Source organism: Streptomyces nigra (assembly GCF_003074055.1).
GTDB classification, from domain to species: Bacteria; Actinomycetota; Actinomycetes; order Streptomycetales; family Streptomycetaceae; genus Streptomyces; species Streptomyces nigra.
On sequence record NZ_CP029043.1, the window covers coordinates 4526516 to 4542654 of the forward strand.

Consider the following 16139-nt stretch of genomic DNA (forward strand, 5'->3'; position numbering starts at 1 on the left):
GTGTTGCTCCGATTCCGTAGAAACATACGAAGCCGAAAGCCGCCCGGAACCGTGGAATGTGACACCTCTGCTTCCCGTTAGCATGGACATCCGCACCGATCAAGGCCATTTGGGGAAGGTGTCATGACTGCCAACGTCGACGGAGTGCCCGCCAAATTCGCGACACTCGGGCTTACCTACGACGATGTGCTGCTGCTGCCGGGCGCCTCCGAGGTCCTGCCCAACGCGGTCGACACCTCGTCCCGCATCTCCCGCAACGTACGGGTCAACATCCCCCTGCTCTCCGCCGCCATGGACAAGGTCACCGAGTCCCGGATGGCGATCGCGATGGCCCGCCTGGGCGGCGTCGGTGTGCTCCACCGCAACCTGTCCGTCGAGGACCAGGTCAACCAGGTCGACCTGGTGAAGCGGTCCGAGTCGGGCATGGTCACCGACCCCATCACGGTGCACCCGGAGGCGACCCTCGCCGAGGCGGACGCCCTGTGCGCCAAGTTCCGCATCAGCGGTGTCCCGGTCACCGACCCGGCCGGCAAGCTGCTCGGCATCGTCACCAACCGCGACATGGCCTTCGAGTCGGACCGCTCCCGCCAGGTGCGCGAGGTCATGACCCCGATGCCGCTGGTCACGGGCAAGGTCGGCATCTCCGGCGTCGAGGCCATGGAGCTGCTGCGCAAGCACAAGATCGAGAAGCTGCCGCTCGTCGACGACCAGGGCACCCTCAAGGGCCTGATCACGGTCAAGGACTTCGTCAAGGCGGAGAAGTACCCGAACGCCGCGAAGGACGCCGAGGGCCGGCTGCTCGTCGGCGCCGCCGTCGGCGCCAGCCCCGAGGCGCTGGAGCGGGCCCAGGCGCTCGCCGAGGCCGGGGTGGACTTCCTCGTCGTCGACACCTCGCACGGGCACAACAGCAACGCCCTCAGCTGGATGGCGAAGATCAAGTCCGCCGTCCCCGTCGACGTGATCGGCGGCAACGTCGCCACGCGTGACGGCGCGCAGGCCCTGATCGACGCCGGTGTCGACGGCATCAAGGTCGGTGTCGGACCGGGCTCCATCTGTACGACCCGTGTCGTCGCCGGCATCGGCGTCCCGCAGGTCACCGCCATCTACGAGGCGTCCCTCGCCGCCCGCGCCGCCGGCATCCCGCTGATCGGCGACGGCGGCCTGCAGTACTCCGGTGACATCGGCAAGGCGCTCGCCGCCGGCGCCGACACCGTGATGCTGGGCTCGCTGCTCGCGGGCTGCGAGGAGTCGCCGGGCGAGCTGCTCTTCATCAACGGCAAGCAGTTCAAGTCGTACCGCGGCATGGGCTCGCTGGGCGCCATGCAGTCCCGCGGCCAGGGCCGGTCGTACTCCAAGGACCGCTACTTCCAGGCGGAGGTCTCCTCCGACGACAAGCTGGTGCCCGAGGGCGTCGAGGGCCAGGTGCCCTACCGCGGCCCGCTGGCCAACGTGCTGCACCAGCTCGTCGGCGGTCTGCGCCAGACCATGGGCTACGTCGGCGCGGCCACCATCGACGAGATGGAGTCCAAGGGCCGCTTCGTCCGGATCACCTCGGCGGGACTCAAGGAGAGCCACCCGCACGACATCCAGATGACGGTCGAGGCGCCGAACTACAGCAACAAGTAGCCGCCGGCTCCCGCGACAGGGCGGCCCCGGGCGTATCCGGGGCCGCCCTCGTCGTGCCCGTCGGCGATACTGGTAGACGCTGCAACGCATCAGGGAAAGGCCACAGACGTGACTGAGATCGAGATCGGGCGCGGCAAGCGCGGCCGCCGGGCGTACGCCTTCGACGACATCGCCGTCGTCCCCAGCCGCCGTACGCGGGACCCGAAGGAGGTCTCGATCGCCTGGCAGATCGACGCCTACCGGTTCGAGCTGCCGTTCCTGGCCGCCCCCATGGATTCGATCGTCTCCCCGGCCACCGCCATCCGCATCGGCGAGCTCGGCGGCCTCGGCGTGCTGAACCTCGAGGGCCTGTGGACCCGGTACGAGGACCCGCAGCCGCTGCTCGACGAGATCGCCGAGCTGCCCACGGAGGCCGCCACGCGCCGCCTCCAGGAGGTCTACGCCGCTCCGATCAAGGAGGAGCTGATCGGGCAGCGCATCAAGGAGGTGCGGGACTCCGGTGTGGTCACGGCCGCCGCGCTCTCCCCGCAGCGCACCGCCCAGTTCTCCAAGGCGGTCGTCGACGCGGGCGTGGACATCTTCGTCATCCGCGGTACGACGGTCTCCGCGGAGCACGTCTCGTCCTCGCACGAGCCGCTGAACCTGAAGCAGTTCATCTACGAGCTCGACGTCCCGGTGATCGTCGGCGGCTGCGCCACCTACACCGCGGCCCTGCACCTGATGCGCACCGGCGCCGCGGGCGTCCTGGTCGGCTTCGGCGGCGGCGCCGCGCACACCACGCGCAACGTGCTGGGCATCCGCGTCCCTATGGCCACGGCGGTCGCGGACGTGGCGGCGGCCCGGCGCGACTACATGGACGAGTCCGGCGGCCGGTACGTCCATGTGATCGCGGACGGCGGCGTCGGCTGGTCCGGCGACCTGCCCAAGGCGATCGCCTGCGGCGCCGACGCCGTGATGATGGGCTCCCCGCTGGCCCGTGCCACGGACGCGCCGGGGCGCGGCTGCCACTGGGGCATGGAGGCCGTGAACACGGAGCTGCCGCGCGGCCAGAAGGTCGACCTGGGCACGGTCGGCACGATCGAGGAGGTCCTGACGGGCCCCTCGCACACCCCCGACGGCTCCATGAACTTCTTCGGCGCCCTGCGCCGCGCCATGGCCACGACCGGCTACAGCGAGCTCAAGGAGTTCCAGCGCGTCGAGGTCACGGTGGCGGACTCCCAGCACCAGCGCTAGCCGCCGGCCGTACGCCGAAAGGGGCCGGTCCTCCGACCGGCCCCTTTCGCATGCCCTGAGTGCCCTGCGGGGCTTGGACTGGGACCGGATCCGTCTGTGGATGGTGAAGTGCCGCAGGAGGTGGATCCTGCGTATTTCCGGATGGTGAGCGGCCGCCCCCGCAGCAACTAGGGGCGGACACTCCGTGATCCATCCTGGAGCCTGCCGCAGTAGCCGCTGCGGTGGGCTCCACCTGTGCTCGTCAGGTACCCGGGCCGTCGGCCGCATGCCACCAGCCGTGAGGCGGCGTCCGTCTGTGCGCCCCTCTTCACAACCGGTGCGCCGCCCCCGTCGGGGCCGCGCCTCGGGTGTCGAGGAGCAGTTGGGCCTTTACCGAGAGGCCCTGGAGGTCGTAGGTGCGGTGTTGCTGGAGGAGGATCGTCAGGTCGGCGTCGGCGGCTGACTCGTAGAGGGAGTCGGCGCGGGGGACCGGGCGGTCCAGGACGCTCCAGGACGGCACGTACGGGTCGTGGTAGCTGATGGACGCGCCCAGTTCCAGCAGGCGGACGGCGACCTCCTGGGCGGGGGTGGACTGCTGGTCGGCGAGGTCCGGCTTGTAGGTGACGCCGAGCAGGAGGATGCGGGCGCCGCGCGCGGACTTGCCGTGCTCGTTGAGCAGGGTGGCGGCGCGCTGGACGACGTAACGGGGCATCTGGCTGTTGACCTGCTGGGCCAGTTCGACCATGCGCAGGGAGCGGCCGGTGTGGGCGGTCAGGCCCTGGGGGACGGCGTGGCCGCCGACGCCGGGGCCGGGGCGGAACGCCTGGAAGCCGAACGGCTTGGTCTCGGCGCAGCGCACGACGTCCCACAGGTCGACGCCCAGGTCGTGGCAGAGCACGGCCATCTCGTTGACGAGGGCGATGTTCACGTGCCGGAAGTTCGTCTCCAGCACCTGCACGGTCTCCGCCTCGCGCAGGCCCCGCGCGCGGACCACCTTGTCGGTGAGGCGGCCGTAGAAGGCGGCCGCCGACTCGGTGCATGCGGGGGTCAGACCGCCGATCACCTTGGGGGTGTTGGCGGGGTGGAAGTCGCGGTTGCCGGGGTCGACACGGCTGGGCGAGTAGGCGAGGTGGAAGTCGCGGCCGGCGCGCATCCCCGAGCCCTCCTCCAGCAGGGGCCGCAGCACGTCCTCGGTGGTGCCGGGCGGGACCGGCGACTCCAGGATGACCGTCGAGTGCGGGCGCAGCCGGGTCGCGAGGGCGCGGGCGGCGGCCTCCACCTCGCTCAGGTCGAGCGCCCCGTCCGCGCCGAGCGGCGTCGGCGAGCAGATGACGGCGGTGCGGACCCGGCCGAGCTCGGCGGGGCTGGTGGCGTGCCGGAAGCCCCCCGAGAGCATCCGGCGCAGTTCGGCGGGACTGAGGGAGGCGGCCTCCGGACCGGTGCGGAAACCGAGTGTGGGGATGCCGGCGGCCACGGCTGCCTTGGCCAGGGGCAGGCCGTACGGGCCCAGTCCGATGACGGCGAGATCTGCGGGCATACGTGGGCCGTCCTTCCCAGTAACCGACATATGGCTGGTGCGCAACCCCGGTGGACAGAACGAGGGAGCGCAATGTCAGACTAGGAGTAAATATGACCGATTTGCCGCATTGAATGATCGCGTTTCCAGGAGTGTTGTCCACAGGCTGGGGGTACGTGGTGGCTGAACTCGGGCAACCCGGTCAGAATTCTGGGCATGGGGGGTACGAGGCGGGCTTCGCCCGACGGGTGCGGCTTACGCGACCGATCATCGGGAGGCAGCGGTGAGGACAGCGACACTGGGGCCGGAGGAGCGGGCCGCGTCACTGGCGGCCATGGCCGAGCGCGAGCTGGACCTGCTGGTCGTGGGCGCCGGAGTGGTCGGCGCGGGCACGGCCCTCGACGCGGTGACCCGCGGCCTGTCGACCGGGCTGGTCGAGGCCCGCGACTGGGCGTCCGGCACCTCCAGCCGGTCCAGCAAGCTCATCCACGGCGGCCTGCGCTATCTGGAGATGCTCGACTTCGCACTCGTCCGGGAGGCCCTGAAGGAACGCGGCCTGCTGCTGGAGCGGCTGGCCCCGCACCTGGTCAAGCCGGTGCCGTTCCTGTACCCGCTGCAGCACAAGGGCTGGGAGCGGCTGTACGCCGGCTCCGGCGTCGCCCTCTACGACGTCATGTCGATGGCCCGCGGCCACGGCCGGGGCCTGCCCCTGCACCGGCATCTGAGCCGCCGTCACGCCCTGCGCGTCGCCCCCGCGCTGAAGAAGGACGCGCTGGTCGGCGCCCTCCAGTACTACGACGCCCAGATGGACGACGCCCGCTATGTCGCCACCCTGGTGCGCACCGCGGCGGCCTATGGCGCCCAGGTCGCCAACCGCGCGCGGGTGACCTCCTTCCTGCGGGAGGGCGAGCGTGTCGTCGGCGTCAGCGTCCAGGACGCGGAGGGCGGCGGCGAGTACGAGATCCGCGCCAAGCAGGTCGTCAACGCCACCGGGGTCTGGACCGACGACACCCAGTCGATGGTGGGGGAGCGCGGCCAGTTCCACGTCCGCGCCTCCAAGGGCGTCCACCTGGTCGTGCCCAAGGACCGCATCCACTCCACGACCGGGCTGATCCTGCGCACCGAGAAGTCCGTGCTGTTCGTCATCCCCTGGGGCCGGCACTGGATCGTCGGCACCACCGACACAGAATGGGACCTCGACAAGGCCCACCCGGCGGCGTCCAGCGCCGACATCGACTATGTGCTCGACCATGTGAACTCGGTCCTGGCCGTCCCCCTGACCAGGGACGACGTCGAAGGCGTGTACGCGGGGCTGCGCCCGCTGCTGGCCGGCGAGTCGGACGCCACCAGCAAGCTCTCGCGCGAGCACACCGTGGCCCACCCCGTGCCGGGACTCGTCGTCGTCGCCGGCGGCAAGTACACGACGTACCGCGTGATGGCCAAGGACGCGGTGGACGCGGCGGTGCACGGACTCGACATGCGGGTCGCGGAGTGCGTCACGGAGGACATCCCGCTGATCGGCGCCGAGGGCTACCGGGCCCTGTGGAACGCGCGTGCGCGCATCGCGGAGCGGACGGGCCTTCATGTGGTGCGCGTGGAGCACCTGTTGAACCGGTTCGGCTCGCTGACCGAGGAAGTCCTCGAACTCATCGCCGACGACCCGACCCTCGGCGAACCCCTCCAGTCCGCCGACGACTATCTGCGGGCCGAGGTCGTCTACGCCGCCTCCCACGAGGGCGCGCGGCATCTGGACGACGTCCTCACCCGGCGCACCCGCATCTCCATCGAGACCTTCGACCGGGGCACCCGGTGCGCCCGTGAGGCCGCCGAGTTGATGGCACCGGTGCTGGGCTGGGACAAGGAGCAGATCGAGCGCGAGGTCGAGCACTACAACAAGCGCGTCGAGGCCGAACGCGAGTCACAGCGCCAGCCGGACGACCTGACGGCGGACGCGGCCCGCCTGGGCGCACCGGACATCGTGCCGAGGTAGCCCGATACGGAAGACGACCTCCGGGCCCCACCCGGGCCCGGAGCCCTTGTGTCCAGGTGCCGGACCGGATTCGAACATGTTGCGCCACGAGGGGCACCCTGGGCGTCGGGCGCTTGTCGCGTGAGGGACAATGGAGGCTCTGTCAGGGCGGGTTGTATGAGGGGACGCATGTCGGAGGCGGAGCGGGCGAGCACTTCTCGCCAGGAGACTCGTCAGGACGACCACGAGCGTCTCCTCGCGGGGCGGTACCGGTTGGGGGGCGTCCTCGGCCGGGGCGGCATGGGCACCGTCTGGCGGGCCGTCGACGAGACGCTCGGCCGGACCGTCGCCGTGAAGGAACTGCGGTTCCCGTCGAACATCGACGAGGAGGAGAAGCGCCGGCTCATCACCCGCACCCTGCGCGAGGCCAAGGCGATCGCCCGGATCCGGAACAACAGCGCGGTCACGGTGTACGACGTGGTCGACGAGGACGACCGGCCCTGGATCGTGATGGAGCTCGTCGAGGGCAAGTCCCTCGCCGAGGTCATCCGTGAGGACGGCCTGCTGGAGCCCCGGCGTGCCGCCGAGGTCGGCCTGGCCGTCCTGGACGTGCTGCGCTCCGCGCACCGCGAGGGCATCCTGCACCGTGACGTGAAGCCGTCCAACGTCCTGCTGGAGTCCGACACCGACCGGGTCGTGCTCACCGACTTCGGTATCGCCCAGGTCGAGGGCGACCCGTCCATCACCTCGACCGGCATGCTCGTCGGCGCCCCCTCCTACATCTCGCCCGAGCGGGCGCGCGGCCACAAGCCCGGCCCCGCCGCCGACCTGTGGTCGCTCGGCGGTCTGCTGTACGCGTCCGTCGAGGGCGTGCCGCCGTACGACAAGGGCTCCGCGATCGCGACGCTCACCGCCGTGATGACCGAGCCGCTGGAGGAGCCCAAGAACGCCGGGCCGCTGCGGGACGTCATCCACGGCCTGCTCACCAAGGACCCCGAGAAGCGACTCGACGACGCCGGCGCACGGGCGATGCTCAACGCCGTCATCCACGCGCCGCGTTCCGAGCGGGCCGCCGAGGCGTCCGACGCGACGAAGGTCGTCCCGCTGCCGTCGCAGTCCGACGCGCCCTCGCGAAAGGGGCGTTCGGGCGCCGCCGCGAGCCGGAAGGCCGAGGAGGCCGGGGAGCGGCTGCGCGGCGCGCTCCGTTCGGTGCGCAAGGCCGCGGTGGGCACCGGGGCGGCCGGGGCGGCCGGGGCGGACGCGGCCGCCGGGTCGCCGCCGGCGGCGGGTGCGCCCGCCGACGCAACCCCCGCCAAGTCGAAGTCGACCCCCGCCACCGAGGACGCCAGAACCACCAACGACGCCGGTTCCGGCCCCAGCTCCGGCTGGCCCGTGATGCCGCCGCCGGATCTGCCCGCGCGGCCCGTCCAGCGGGCGCCGCTCACCGACGTCGTCCCGAAGCGGACGCTGCTGATCATCGCGGTGGTCGTCCTGGTCGCCGTCCTCGGCGTGGTGCTGGCGCTGACACTGGGCGACGACGGCTCCGAGGCGTCCGGGAAGCCGGGCGGCACCGGATCGTCGGCCGCGGGGAAGGAGACCCCGGACACCAAGAGCGACGACGAGGGCGGCACCGGCCGCGGCGACGGCGACGCGAAGTCCACGGCGGATCCGGACTCCGGCACCGGCAAGGGCGACGGGAGCGAGCCGAGCGCCGGGTCGAGCGAGGCCGCCGGTGGCGGCGACGGCGGCGGGCAGGGCTCCGGCGGCGCCGCCGTGGAGTCGACCCACAAGGGCGGCCAGGGCTACTCGATCGGTCTGCCGAAGGGCTGGAAGTTCCAGTCCACGGGCTCGGCCGGCGACCGGTTCACCGGCCCGGACGGGCAGAAGCTGCTCGTGGCCTGGACGTCGACGCCCAAGGGCGACCCGGTGGCGGACTGGAAGAGCCAGGAGCGCTACATGGTGCGCTCCCAGTACAAGAAGATCCGCATAGAGCAGGTGGACTACCGCGGCTGGAACACCGCCGACTGGGAGTTCACCTATGTCGAGGGCGGCACCAAGTACCGCACGATCGACCGCGGTTTCGTGGTGAACGACCATTCCGGGTACGCGCTGATGTACACCGCGAAGGCCGCGGACTGGGACAGCGATCTGCGCAAGGGCACATGGAAGGCGCTCACGGGCACGTTCAAGCCCAAGTCGTGAAGCGGGGGCTCTCCCTCCGGGCGGGGGCCGCCGCGATTGCTCCGTGAGATCCGGCAACCTCTCCTGGAGAGTTGCCTCCGGCACGTATCGTGAAAGCTCGCGGACCGTACGCATCCGTTCCGGCGTCCGGAAGGCGACACGAGGCGAACGGAATCGACCGACCGGGCGGCCGGGGGAGGCAACGTGGACGACTACGCGGGCCGGGTGCTCGCCGACCGCTACCGCCTGCCGCTGCCGCCCTCCGACGCGTACGAACTCACCGAGAGCCGCGCCTTCGACACCTACAGCGGACAGGAAGTCCTGATCCGTCAGGTGCCGTTGCCCGAGGTCGTCGAGGCCGAGGTGCTCGACGCCGAAGGGCTGCCCGACGGTTTCACCGCCCGTGACGCGCGGGCCCGCGACTCCGGCCGCCGGCCCGCCGACCCCGCCGTGCGGCGGGCGGTCGAGGCCGCGCAGGCCGCCGCCCGCATCCCCGACCATCCCCGCCTCGACCAGGTCTTCGACGTGTTCGCCGAGGGTGGTTCGCTGTGGATAGTCAGCGAGCTGGTGGCGGCCCGCCCGCTCGCCGCGCTGCTCGCCGAGCAGCCGCTGTCGCCCTACCGGGCGGCCGAGGTGGCCTCCGACGTCCTCATGGCGCTGCGCGTCCTGCACGCCCACGGCTGGGTGCACCGGAACATCACCGCCCGTACGGTCCTGGTCTGCGACGACGGCCGGGTGATGCTGACCGGGCTCGCGGTCGGCGCCGCCGAGGAGGCGCTCTGCGGATACGACCCGGTGCCGCCCGAGGACGGCGCGGACCCGGGACCGGCGCCCGCCGCGAGCACCGGCCCCGCGGGCTCCGCCCCCCGCCCGGACGCCGACCCGGAGGCCGCCCGGCGGGCCGCCATCGAGGCGCGCACGAACAAGACCCGGCCGGTCCCCGGCGCCGACGGCCCCGGCACGGCACCGCGCGGCGCCCTGGAGACCGGTGCCGACATCCGGGCCGCCCGGGCCGGCGCGATCGCCGCCTACCGGGCGGGCGCCCGCGCCGCGGCCCGGGTGCAGGAGGCACAGCAGAGCGAACGGGCCGCCCTGCCCGGCGCCCGTACCGCCCCGGAGGGCCGCACGGCCCCGCCGTACCTCTCCGGCGGTGGCGGCACCCCGCCGGGGCAGATCGCCGACCCGTACGGTGTGCGGGCCCCGTCCTGGCAGGGGGCCGTTCCCCGGCCCGGTACCGGGCGCGCCCCCACCGACACCGACAGCGCCCGTACGGCCCTGCCACCCGCGGGCTCCCAGCCGGGCTTCGCGCCCCGCGAGGAGACCGCCGACGCACCGGCCGCCGTGCCTTCGGCGCGTTCCGGGAGCCGCTGGGACGAACTGGTGTCCGGTACCGCCCGTAAGGGCCCCAGCACCGCGCTCGCCGCCGAGCGGGCCCGGCAGGCCCGTATGGCCGTCGTCGGGCCGGTCACCGAGCGGTGGGCGCCGGAGCAGGCCGGTCCCGTGCACGAGAACTGGCAGCTGGCCGCCCCGATCGGGCCCGCGACCGACCTGTGGGCGCTCGGCGCGCTGCTCTTCCGGGCCGTCCAGGGGCACGCGCCCTACCCGGAGGAGTCGACGGCCGAGCTGGTGCAGATGGTGTGCGCCGAGCCGCCCGCCTTCGCCGAGGAGTGCGGACCGCTGCGGCCCGTCGTGGAGTCGCTGCTGCGTCAGGACCCCACCGAGCGGCCCGACTTCGAGGAGCTGCGCGGCTGGCTGCGCTCCCTCGTGCGCTCGGCGCCCGAGCCGGAGGCCGGCGCACATGTCGTCGCCGCCCCGCCCGTCGACCCGAACCGGCTGCCGATCGTCCGGCGCCGCGGCGAGCTGGTGCGCCGGCGCCGGGCCCGGCTGCCCGCCCACCAGGGGCGGCACAAGCGGGCTCCCCAGGGCGGGCGTTCGCCCCGCAGGCTCGGCCGGACGCTGCTGCTGCTCGTCCTGCTCGGGATGGCCGCGGCGATCGCGTACGCCATGCTGTTCATGCCCAAGGCCGACCGGGACAGCGGCGCCACCTCGAAGGCCGGTGAGACGGCGGCCGCGAGCCAGGCGCCGCCCGAGCAGACCGCCGAGGCGAGCAGCGAGCCGCGTCCCGAGCAGACCTCCCCGTCGCCCGGCGACGGCTCCTCGGAGTCGGCCGGGTCCGACGAGACGCAGACGACCGGCCCCGACGTGCCCGACGGCTTCACCGTCCGCAAGGACCCGGCGGGCTTCGAGGTGGCCGTGGCCAACGGCTGGAGCCGCAGCGGCGGCAGCGGACGCGGCCCGGTCGTCTACGCGCACGGCGACTTCGACCTGATCCTGGTGCCGGGTCGGGACACCGCGCAGCAGTACGGCGGCGACCCCATGGTCTACCAGCGGGAGCACGAGCGGGAGTTGCAGCCGTACCGGGACTCCAGCTGGGCGTCCTCGGGCGGGCTGAGGACCATTCAGGTCGGCGAACGGAAAATGGCCGAGGGGCAGTTCACCTGGACCGACGGCCAGGGACGCGAGCTGTTCGTACGGAACCTCGCGATCCTCGCCGACGGCCGGTACCACGTCGTACAGGTGCGGGGGCCGGAGGCCGAGCGGGACGAGGTCACGCGGCTGTTCGAGCAGGCGTCGGCGACGTATCGCATCACCAGGTGAGGCGGTCCGAAAACCGTGTGTGACAACGGCGTTGGGGTTGCCCCGGCAAGCGGAAGGCGAGAACCATCACAGTGCGGTCTCCTTGGCACCCCCGCGGTTCCGGTCGCATGGCCCGGTCCCTAACCTGACCCTGTCAAGAACATTGCGGGGCAACGTGAATAAGATGCAGGGCCAGCTCGTCTCGGGCCGCTACCGGCTCACCGAGGCCATCGGCAGCGGTGGTATGGGCCGCGTCTGGCGTGCGCACGACGAAGTGCTCCACCGGGCCGTGGCCATCAAGGAACTCACCGCCGCCCTCTACGTCTCCGAGAGCGACCAGGACCGGCTGCTCGCCCGTACCCGGGCGGAGGCGCGGGCCGCCGCGCGCATCAACCACTCCGCCGTGGTGACCGTGCACGACGTCCTGGAGCACGACGGGCGCCCGTGGATCGTCATGGAGCTGATCGAGGGCCGCTCGCTCGCCGACGCCGTCAAGGACCAGGGGCGCGTCGAGCCCGCCGAGGCCGCGCGGATCGGGCTGTGGGTGCTGAGGGCGCTGCGCGCCGCGCACACCGCGGGCGTCCTGCACCGCGACATCAAGCCCGGCAACGTCCTGCTGGCCGAGGACGGCCGCGTCCTGCTCACCGACTTCGGCATCGCCCAGATCGAGGGCGACACGACGATCACCCGCACCGGAGAGGTCGTCGGCTCCGTCGACTACCTGGCACCTGAGCGCATCCGCGGACACGATCCGGGGCCGGCCTCGGACCTGTGGGCGCTCGGCGCCACCCTCTTCACGGCGGTCGAGGGCCGTTCGCCCTTCCGCCGCACCTCCCCGCTGAGCACCATGCAGGCGGTCGTCGAGGAGGACGCGGGGGAGCCGCAGCGGGCCGGGCCCCTGGGACCCGTGATCACCGCCCTGCTGCGCAAGGATCCGGTCACCCGCCCCGACGCCGCCGAGGCGGAGCAGATGCTGGCCGAGGCGGCTGAGGGACGGCGTCCCAGCGAGGCGCAGGCCTATGTGCCGACCCAGCACAACCGGTACGAGCCGGAGGCCCACACCGCCCCCGGTCAGGGTGCCGTGCACAGCGCCACGCCGTATCCGCCGACGACGGGTCCGACGGCGTTCGGGCCGCCCGTCGGGCAGCCGGCCGCGGCCGTTCCGCCCGCCCCCGCGCCGAAGCGGCGCCGGCTGCGTTCGGTCGCCCTGGTCGTCGCCCTGGCCGCGGTCATCGGCGGCGGCACGGCCGTGGTGCTGCAGAAGTGGGGCTCGGGCGGCGGCGGTTCGTCCGTCAGCTCGGCGCCGCCGTCCACGCCCGCCACCCCGAAGGAATCGGCCACCGAGCAGGCGGAGGTGGACGTGAGCGGGGTGCCGTCCTCCTGGAAGAAGGTCGACGACCCCCTGGGCTTCAGCCTGTACCTGCCCGAGGGCTGGCAGCGGAAGGTGGTCGGCAAGGAGGTCGAAGGCCTTCAGCAGGTCGACTACTCCCCGGACGGCGGGGAGCACTTCGTCCGGGTCTCCGTCGACACCTCGCCCGACTTCGCGACCGCCCACGACCATTTCGTCGACCTGGAACAGCAGGTGAAGGACCGGCTCATCGGGTATCGGCTGGGGTACCTGAAGGAGAACCTCTACCGCGACCGCGCCGGCTCCCTGTGGGAGTACACCTGGGACGCGCAGCCCAAGGACACGCCCTTCCCCGGCCCCCGCCGCGCCATCGACCAGGGGTACATCGACCGCGACGGCACCGAGTACGCGATCTACATGTCCTCGCCGCAGAAGGACTGGGCGGAGGCCCGCGAACAGTTCTCGGCGGTGCTGCGGGGCTGGCGCACCGGTTCCTGACCCACCCGCGCCCCCTGTGGTCGGCGGCTTTTGACGTGCTTTGCTGCTGTGCACAGTTGGCCGATCGGTGCCCGGAGCGGGAGCGTCCGGTGCGGCATGATGAGTCGCATGGGGACCGAGGGGGCCAACTTCCGTGTGATAGCGGGGCGTTACCGTCTCGAGGCGAAGGTCGGCCGCGGCGGCATGGGCGTCGTCTGGCAGGCCACCGACCAGTTGCTCGGGCGACGGGTGGCCGTGAAGGAGATCCCGGTCGACGAGACGCTCAGCGCGTCCGAGGCGCGACGGCAGCGTGCGCTGTGGCTACGCGAGGCTCAGGCGGTGGCACAGCTGCGGCACCCGCATGTGATCGTCGTCCACGACGTGATCGAGGAGCGCGAACGCCCGTACATCGTCATGGAGTTGATCGACGGCGACTCGCTCGCCGACCGGCTCGCCGCGCACGGCCCCGTGGACGCCCGCGAGGCCGCCCGGATCGGCGCCGACCTGCTGAACGCGCTGCGCACGGCGCATGCCGCCGGGGTGGTGCACCGGGACATCACCCCGGCCAACGTGCTGGTGGAGAGCGGCACCGAGCGTGTCGTTCTCACCGACTTCGGCATCGCCCGGGTGCCGGGCAGCAGCACGCTGACCGAGTCCGGCTCTTTCGTGGGGTCACCCGAGTACACCGCGCCCGAGCGGATGTCCGGGGCGCGGACCGGTCCGGCGTCCGACCTGTGGTCGGTGGGGGCGCTGCTGTGCGCGCTGCTGAGCGGTGAGTCGCCCTTTCGGCGCGACTCACTGAGCGGCATCGTGCTGGCCGTGGTCTCCGACGAGGTGCGGCCGCCCGCGCAGGCGGCGCCGATCCTGCCCGTCGTCCAGGGCCTGCTGGAGCGGGACCCCGCCGCCCGGCTGGACGCGGCGGAGGCGGAGCGGATGCTGCGGGAGTTCCTGACGACCGGCGAGGATCTGCTGCCGAAACGGTTCAGCAGGCGGGCGGAGCGGCCGGAGCGGCCCTGGACGACCCACAAGGTCGCGGCGGCCGTGGTGCTGGCCGCCGCGGCGGCGGTGGCCGGGGCGGCGGCGGCGCTGCTGGCGGACGGGGGCGGCGGCGGACCCGACGTGCCGCCGACCAGCTCGGCGAGCCCGTCGGCGGGGGCGAGCGATACGGAACGCCCGTCCGACGGGCCGACGGCCACCCCCGACAGGTCCCCCGACTCCCCGACCCCGGAAACGCCTTCGTCCGGGACGAACCGGAGATAAGGAGCGACCCGCGTCACGGCTGTGTGACCGAAGGCGCCGCCGCTGGATCCCCGGCCGCCCGGCACGATATGGATGGATCCATGAGCAGCAACGGGGGATTCCCAGACCGGCCCGACGAGCCGACGAGCTTTGAACTGCAGCCTCCGCAGCCGGCGCCGTTCGCCCATGTGCCGCACCCGGACAACCCGTACGCGGCGCCCACGGCGGCCGTACCGCAGCAGGCGGCCCCTGTACGGTCCGCCGGAGCCGCGTCTTCCGGGCGGCCCGCCCGGTCCGCGCCGGAACCCGGCACCGGCCGGCTGGTCGCGGGCCGCTACCGGCTGCTCGCCAAGCTCGGTCACGGCGGCATGGGCACCGTCTGGCGCGCCAAGGACGAGACGGTGGACCGCGAGGTCGCCGTGAAGGAACCCCGCGTACCGGACCACCTCCCCGAGCGGGAACGGGCCAACGCCTTCGAGCGGATGCGCCGCGAGGCGCGCGCCGCCGCCCGGCTCGACCACCCGGCCGTGGTGAACGTGCACGACGTGGCCGTGGTGGACGGCCGCCCCTGGATCGTCATGGAGCTGGTGCAGGGACGTTCCCTCGGGGACGCGCTCCAGGAGGGCACCCTCGACGCCCGGGAGGCGGCCCGGATCGGCCTGGAGGTGCTGGGCGCCCTGGAGGCGGCGCACGCGGCGGGCATCCTGCACCGGGACGTCAAGCCGGACAACGTCATGCTCGGCCGTCACGACCGGGTCGTGCTCACCGACTTCGGCATCGCCCAGATCGAGGGCGAGACCAATCTGACCGACACCGGCGGCTTCGTCGGCTCTCCGGAGTACATCGCGCCCGAGCGGGTGCTCGGCCAGCGCCCGGGCCCGGCCAGCGACCTGTGGTCCCTCGGCGTCGTCCTGTACGCGGCGACGGAGGGCGTCTCGCCGTTCCGCCGCAGCAACACCCCCGCGACGCTCCAGTCCGTGCTCAACGCCGTGCCCGCGGCGCCCGCCGCCGCGCAGGGCCCGCTCGCCGAGGCCATCAACGGCCTGCTGAACAAGGACCCTTCGCGCCGCCCGAACGCCGCGCAGGTCCGGGTCCTGCTGGAACGCGCGGCCAACCCGCCGGAGCCGGCCGTCACCCAGCCCGTACGGCTCCCGGCGAGCGTGCGGCGAGGGGTCGTGCTGGGGCCGAAGACGCTGCTCGGGATCGCGGCGGCGGCGGTCGCGGCCGCGGTGACGGCGTATCTGGTGATCGCGGACCCGTTCGCCGGGTCGGTGCCGGAGGGCTGGGACACCCACGAGGAGAAGGCCCTCGGCGCGACGCTGCTGGTGCCGGACGAGTACAAGCGGACCGTGCCCCAGGAGACGGACGACGACCACTGGGTCACGTACACCGACCCGAGCGGTGCCATCTGGGTCAGCCTGTCGCTGGAGAAGAAGGCCGAGGACACCGGCAGCGACATCGCCGCGTCCGCCGCCGCCGAGATGTACGACGACGAGAGCGACTTCAAGCGGAGCGGCGACTACGACATCGGCATGCCGCAGAACCCGAGGACCGAGCCGAAGCAGACCACGTACCAGGGCAGGAAGTCCGCCGAGAACCTGGTCACCTACACGACCACCGACACGCAGAACCCCCGGCCGCGCGAGCTGCGCGTCTTCTACTACAAGACCTCCGCCGGGGACATGTACAAGCTGTCGGTCGTCCACCCGGGTGCGGGCGACTTCACGGAGCGCGGACGCGAGGTGGCGCGGACCGCGATCGACCATCTGGAGATCGACAAGCTCTGAACCGGAGGGCCGCCGCCGGTGCCCCGTGACCGACTCGAGACCGACCGGCCAGGTGCGTTCACGGCAACGCCCTGATCAGCGCGTTTGTTGCCAGTGTCCACTGGCAGTGTGTGAGCAGTCGGTGAATCCCCGTTACCGACGGGTACA

Annotated in this window: 9 protein-coding genes; 8 read left to right on the forward strand and 1 reads right to left on the reverse strand. The window is 72.6% G+C overall.

Annotated elements, in window-relative coordinates; translation table 11 throughout:
* The first annotated feature begins 123 nt into the window (after window positions 1–123).
* Window positions 124–1626 carry an IMP dehydrogenase gene (gene guaB / locus DC008_RS21175; protein WP_055622495.1) on the forward strand — a complete coding sequence of 501 codons (1503 nt, stop codon included), beginning with the start codon at window positions 124–126 and terminating at the stop codon, window positions 1624–1626.
* A gap of 108 nt (window positions 1627–1734) precedes the next feature.
* On the forward strand, window positions 1735–2859 hold the full coding sequence (locus tag DC008_RS21180) for a GuaB3 family IMP dehydrogenase-related protein (RefSeq protein ID WP_055622494.1): 1125 nt from the start codon (window positions 1735–1737) through the stop codon (window positions 2857–2859).
* 307 nt (window positions 2860–3166) lie between these two features.
* Here DC008_RS21180 and DC008_RS21185 read toward each other — a convergent pair whose 3' ends face one another.
* Complete coding sequence (locus DC008_RS21185; protein WP_108708291.1) at window positions 3167–4375, reverse strand: nucleotide sugar dehydrogenase; 1209 nt, start codon at window positions 4373–4375, stop codon at window positions 3167–3169.
* Window positions 4376–4637: 262 nt separating this feature from the next.
* Here DC008_RS21185 and DC008_RS21190 point away from each other — a divergent pair, with 262 nt between their 5' ends.
* The 6 genes from DC008_RS21190 (at window position 4638) to DC008_RS21215 (ending at window position 15992) form a co-directional block, all read left to right on the forward strand.
* Window positions 4638–6344, forward strand: coding sequence for a glycerol-3-phosphate dehydrogenase/oxidase (locus DC008_RS21190; protein ID WP_108708292.1), 1707 nt, complete (start codon window positions 4638–4640; stop codon window positions 6342–6344).
* Between the two features lie 168 nt (window positions 6345–6512).
* Window positions 6513–8525 carry a serine/threonine-protein kinase gene (locus DC008_RS21195; RefSeq protein WP_108708293.1) on the forward strand — a complete coding sequence of 671 codons (2013 nt, stop codon included), beginning with the start codon at window positions 6513–6515 and terminating at the stop codon, window positions 8523–8525.
* 183 nt (window positions 8526–8708) lie between these two features.
* Complete coding sequence (locus tag DC008_RS21200; RefSeq protein WP_108708294.1) at window positions 8709–11162, forward strand: protein kinase; 2454 nt, start codon at window positions 8709–8711, stop codon at window positions 11160–11162.
* Window positions 11163–11325: 163 nt separating this feature from the next.
* A complete protein-coding gene (locus DC008_RS21205; protein ID WP_108708295.1) occupies window positions 11326–12987 on the forward strand; it encodes a serine/threonine-protein kinase in 1662 nt (553 codons plus the stop codon).
* Between the two features lie 108 nt (window positions 12988–13095).
* Window positions 13096–14226, forward strand: a complete 1131-nt coding sequence (locus DC008_RS21210) for a serine/threonine-protein kinase (protein WP_108708296.1) — start codon at window positions 13096–13098, stop codon at window positions 14224–14226.
* An 80-nt stretch (window positions 14227–14306) separates the two neighbouring features.
* The gene (locus DC008_RS21215) at window positions 14307–15992 is read left to right on the forward strand and encodes a serine/threonine-protein kinase (protein WP_164492340.1); all 1686 of its coding nucleotides are present in this window, start codon (window positions 14307–14309) and stop codon (window positions 15990–15992) included.
* The last annotated feature ends 147 nt before the right edge of the window (window positions 15993–16139 follow it).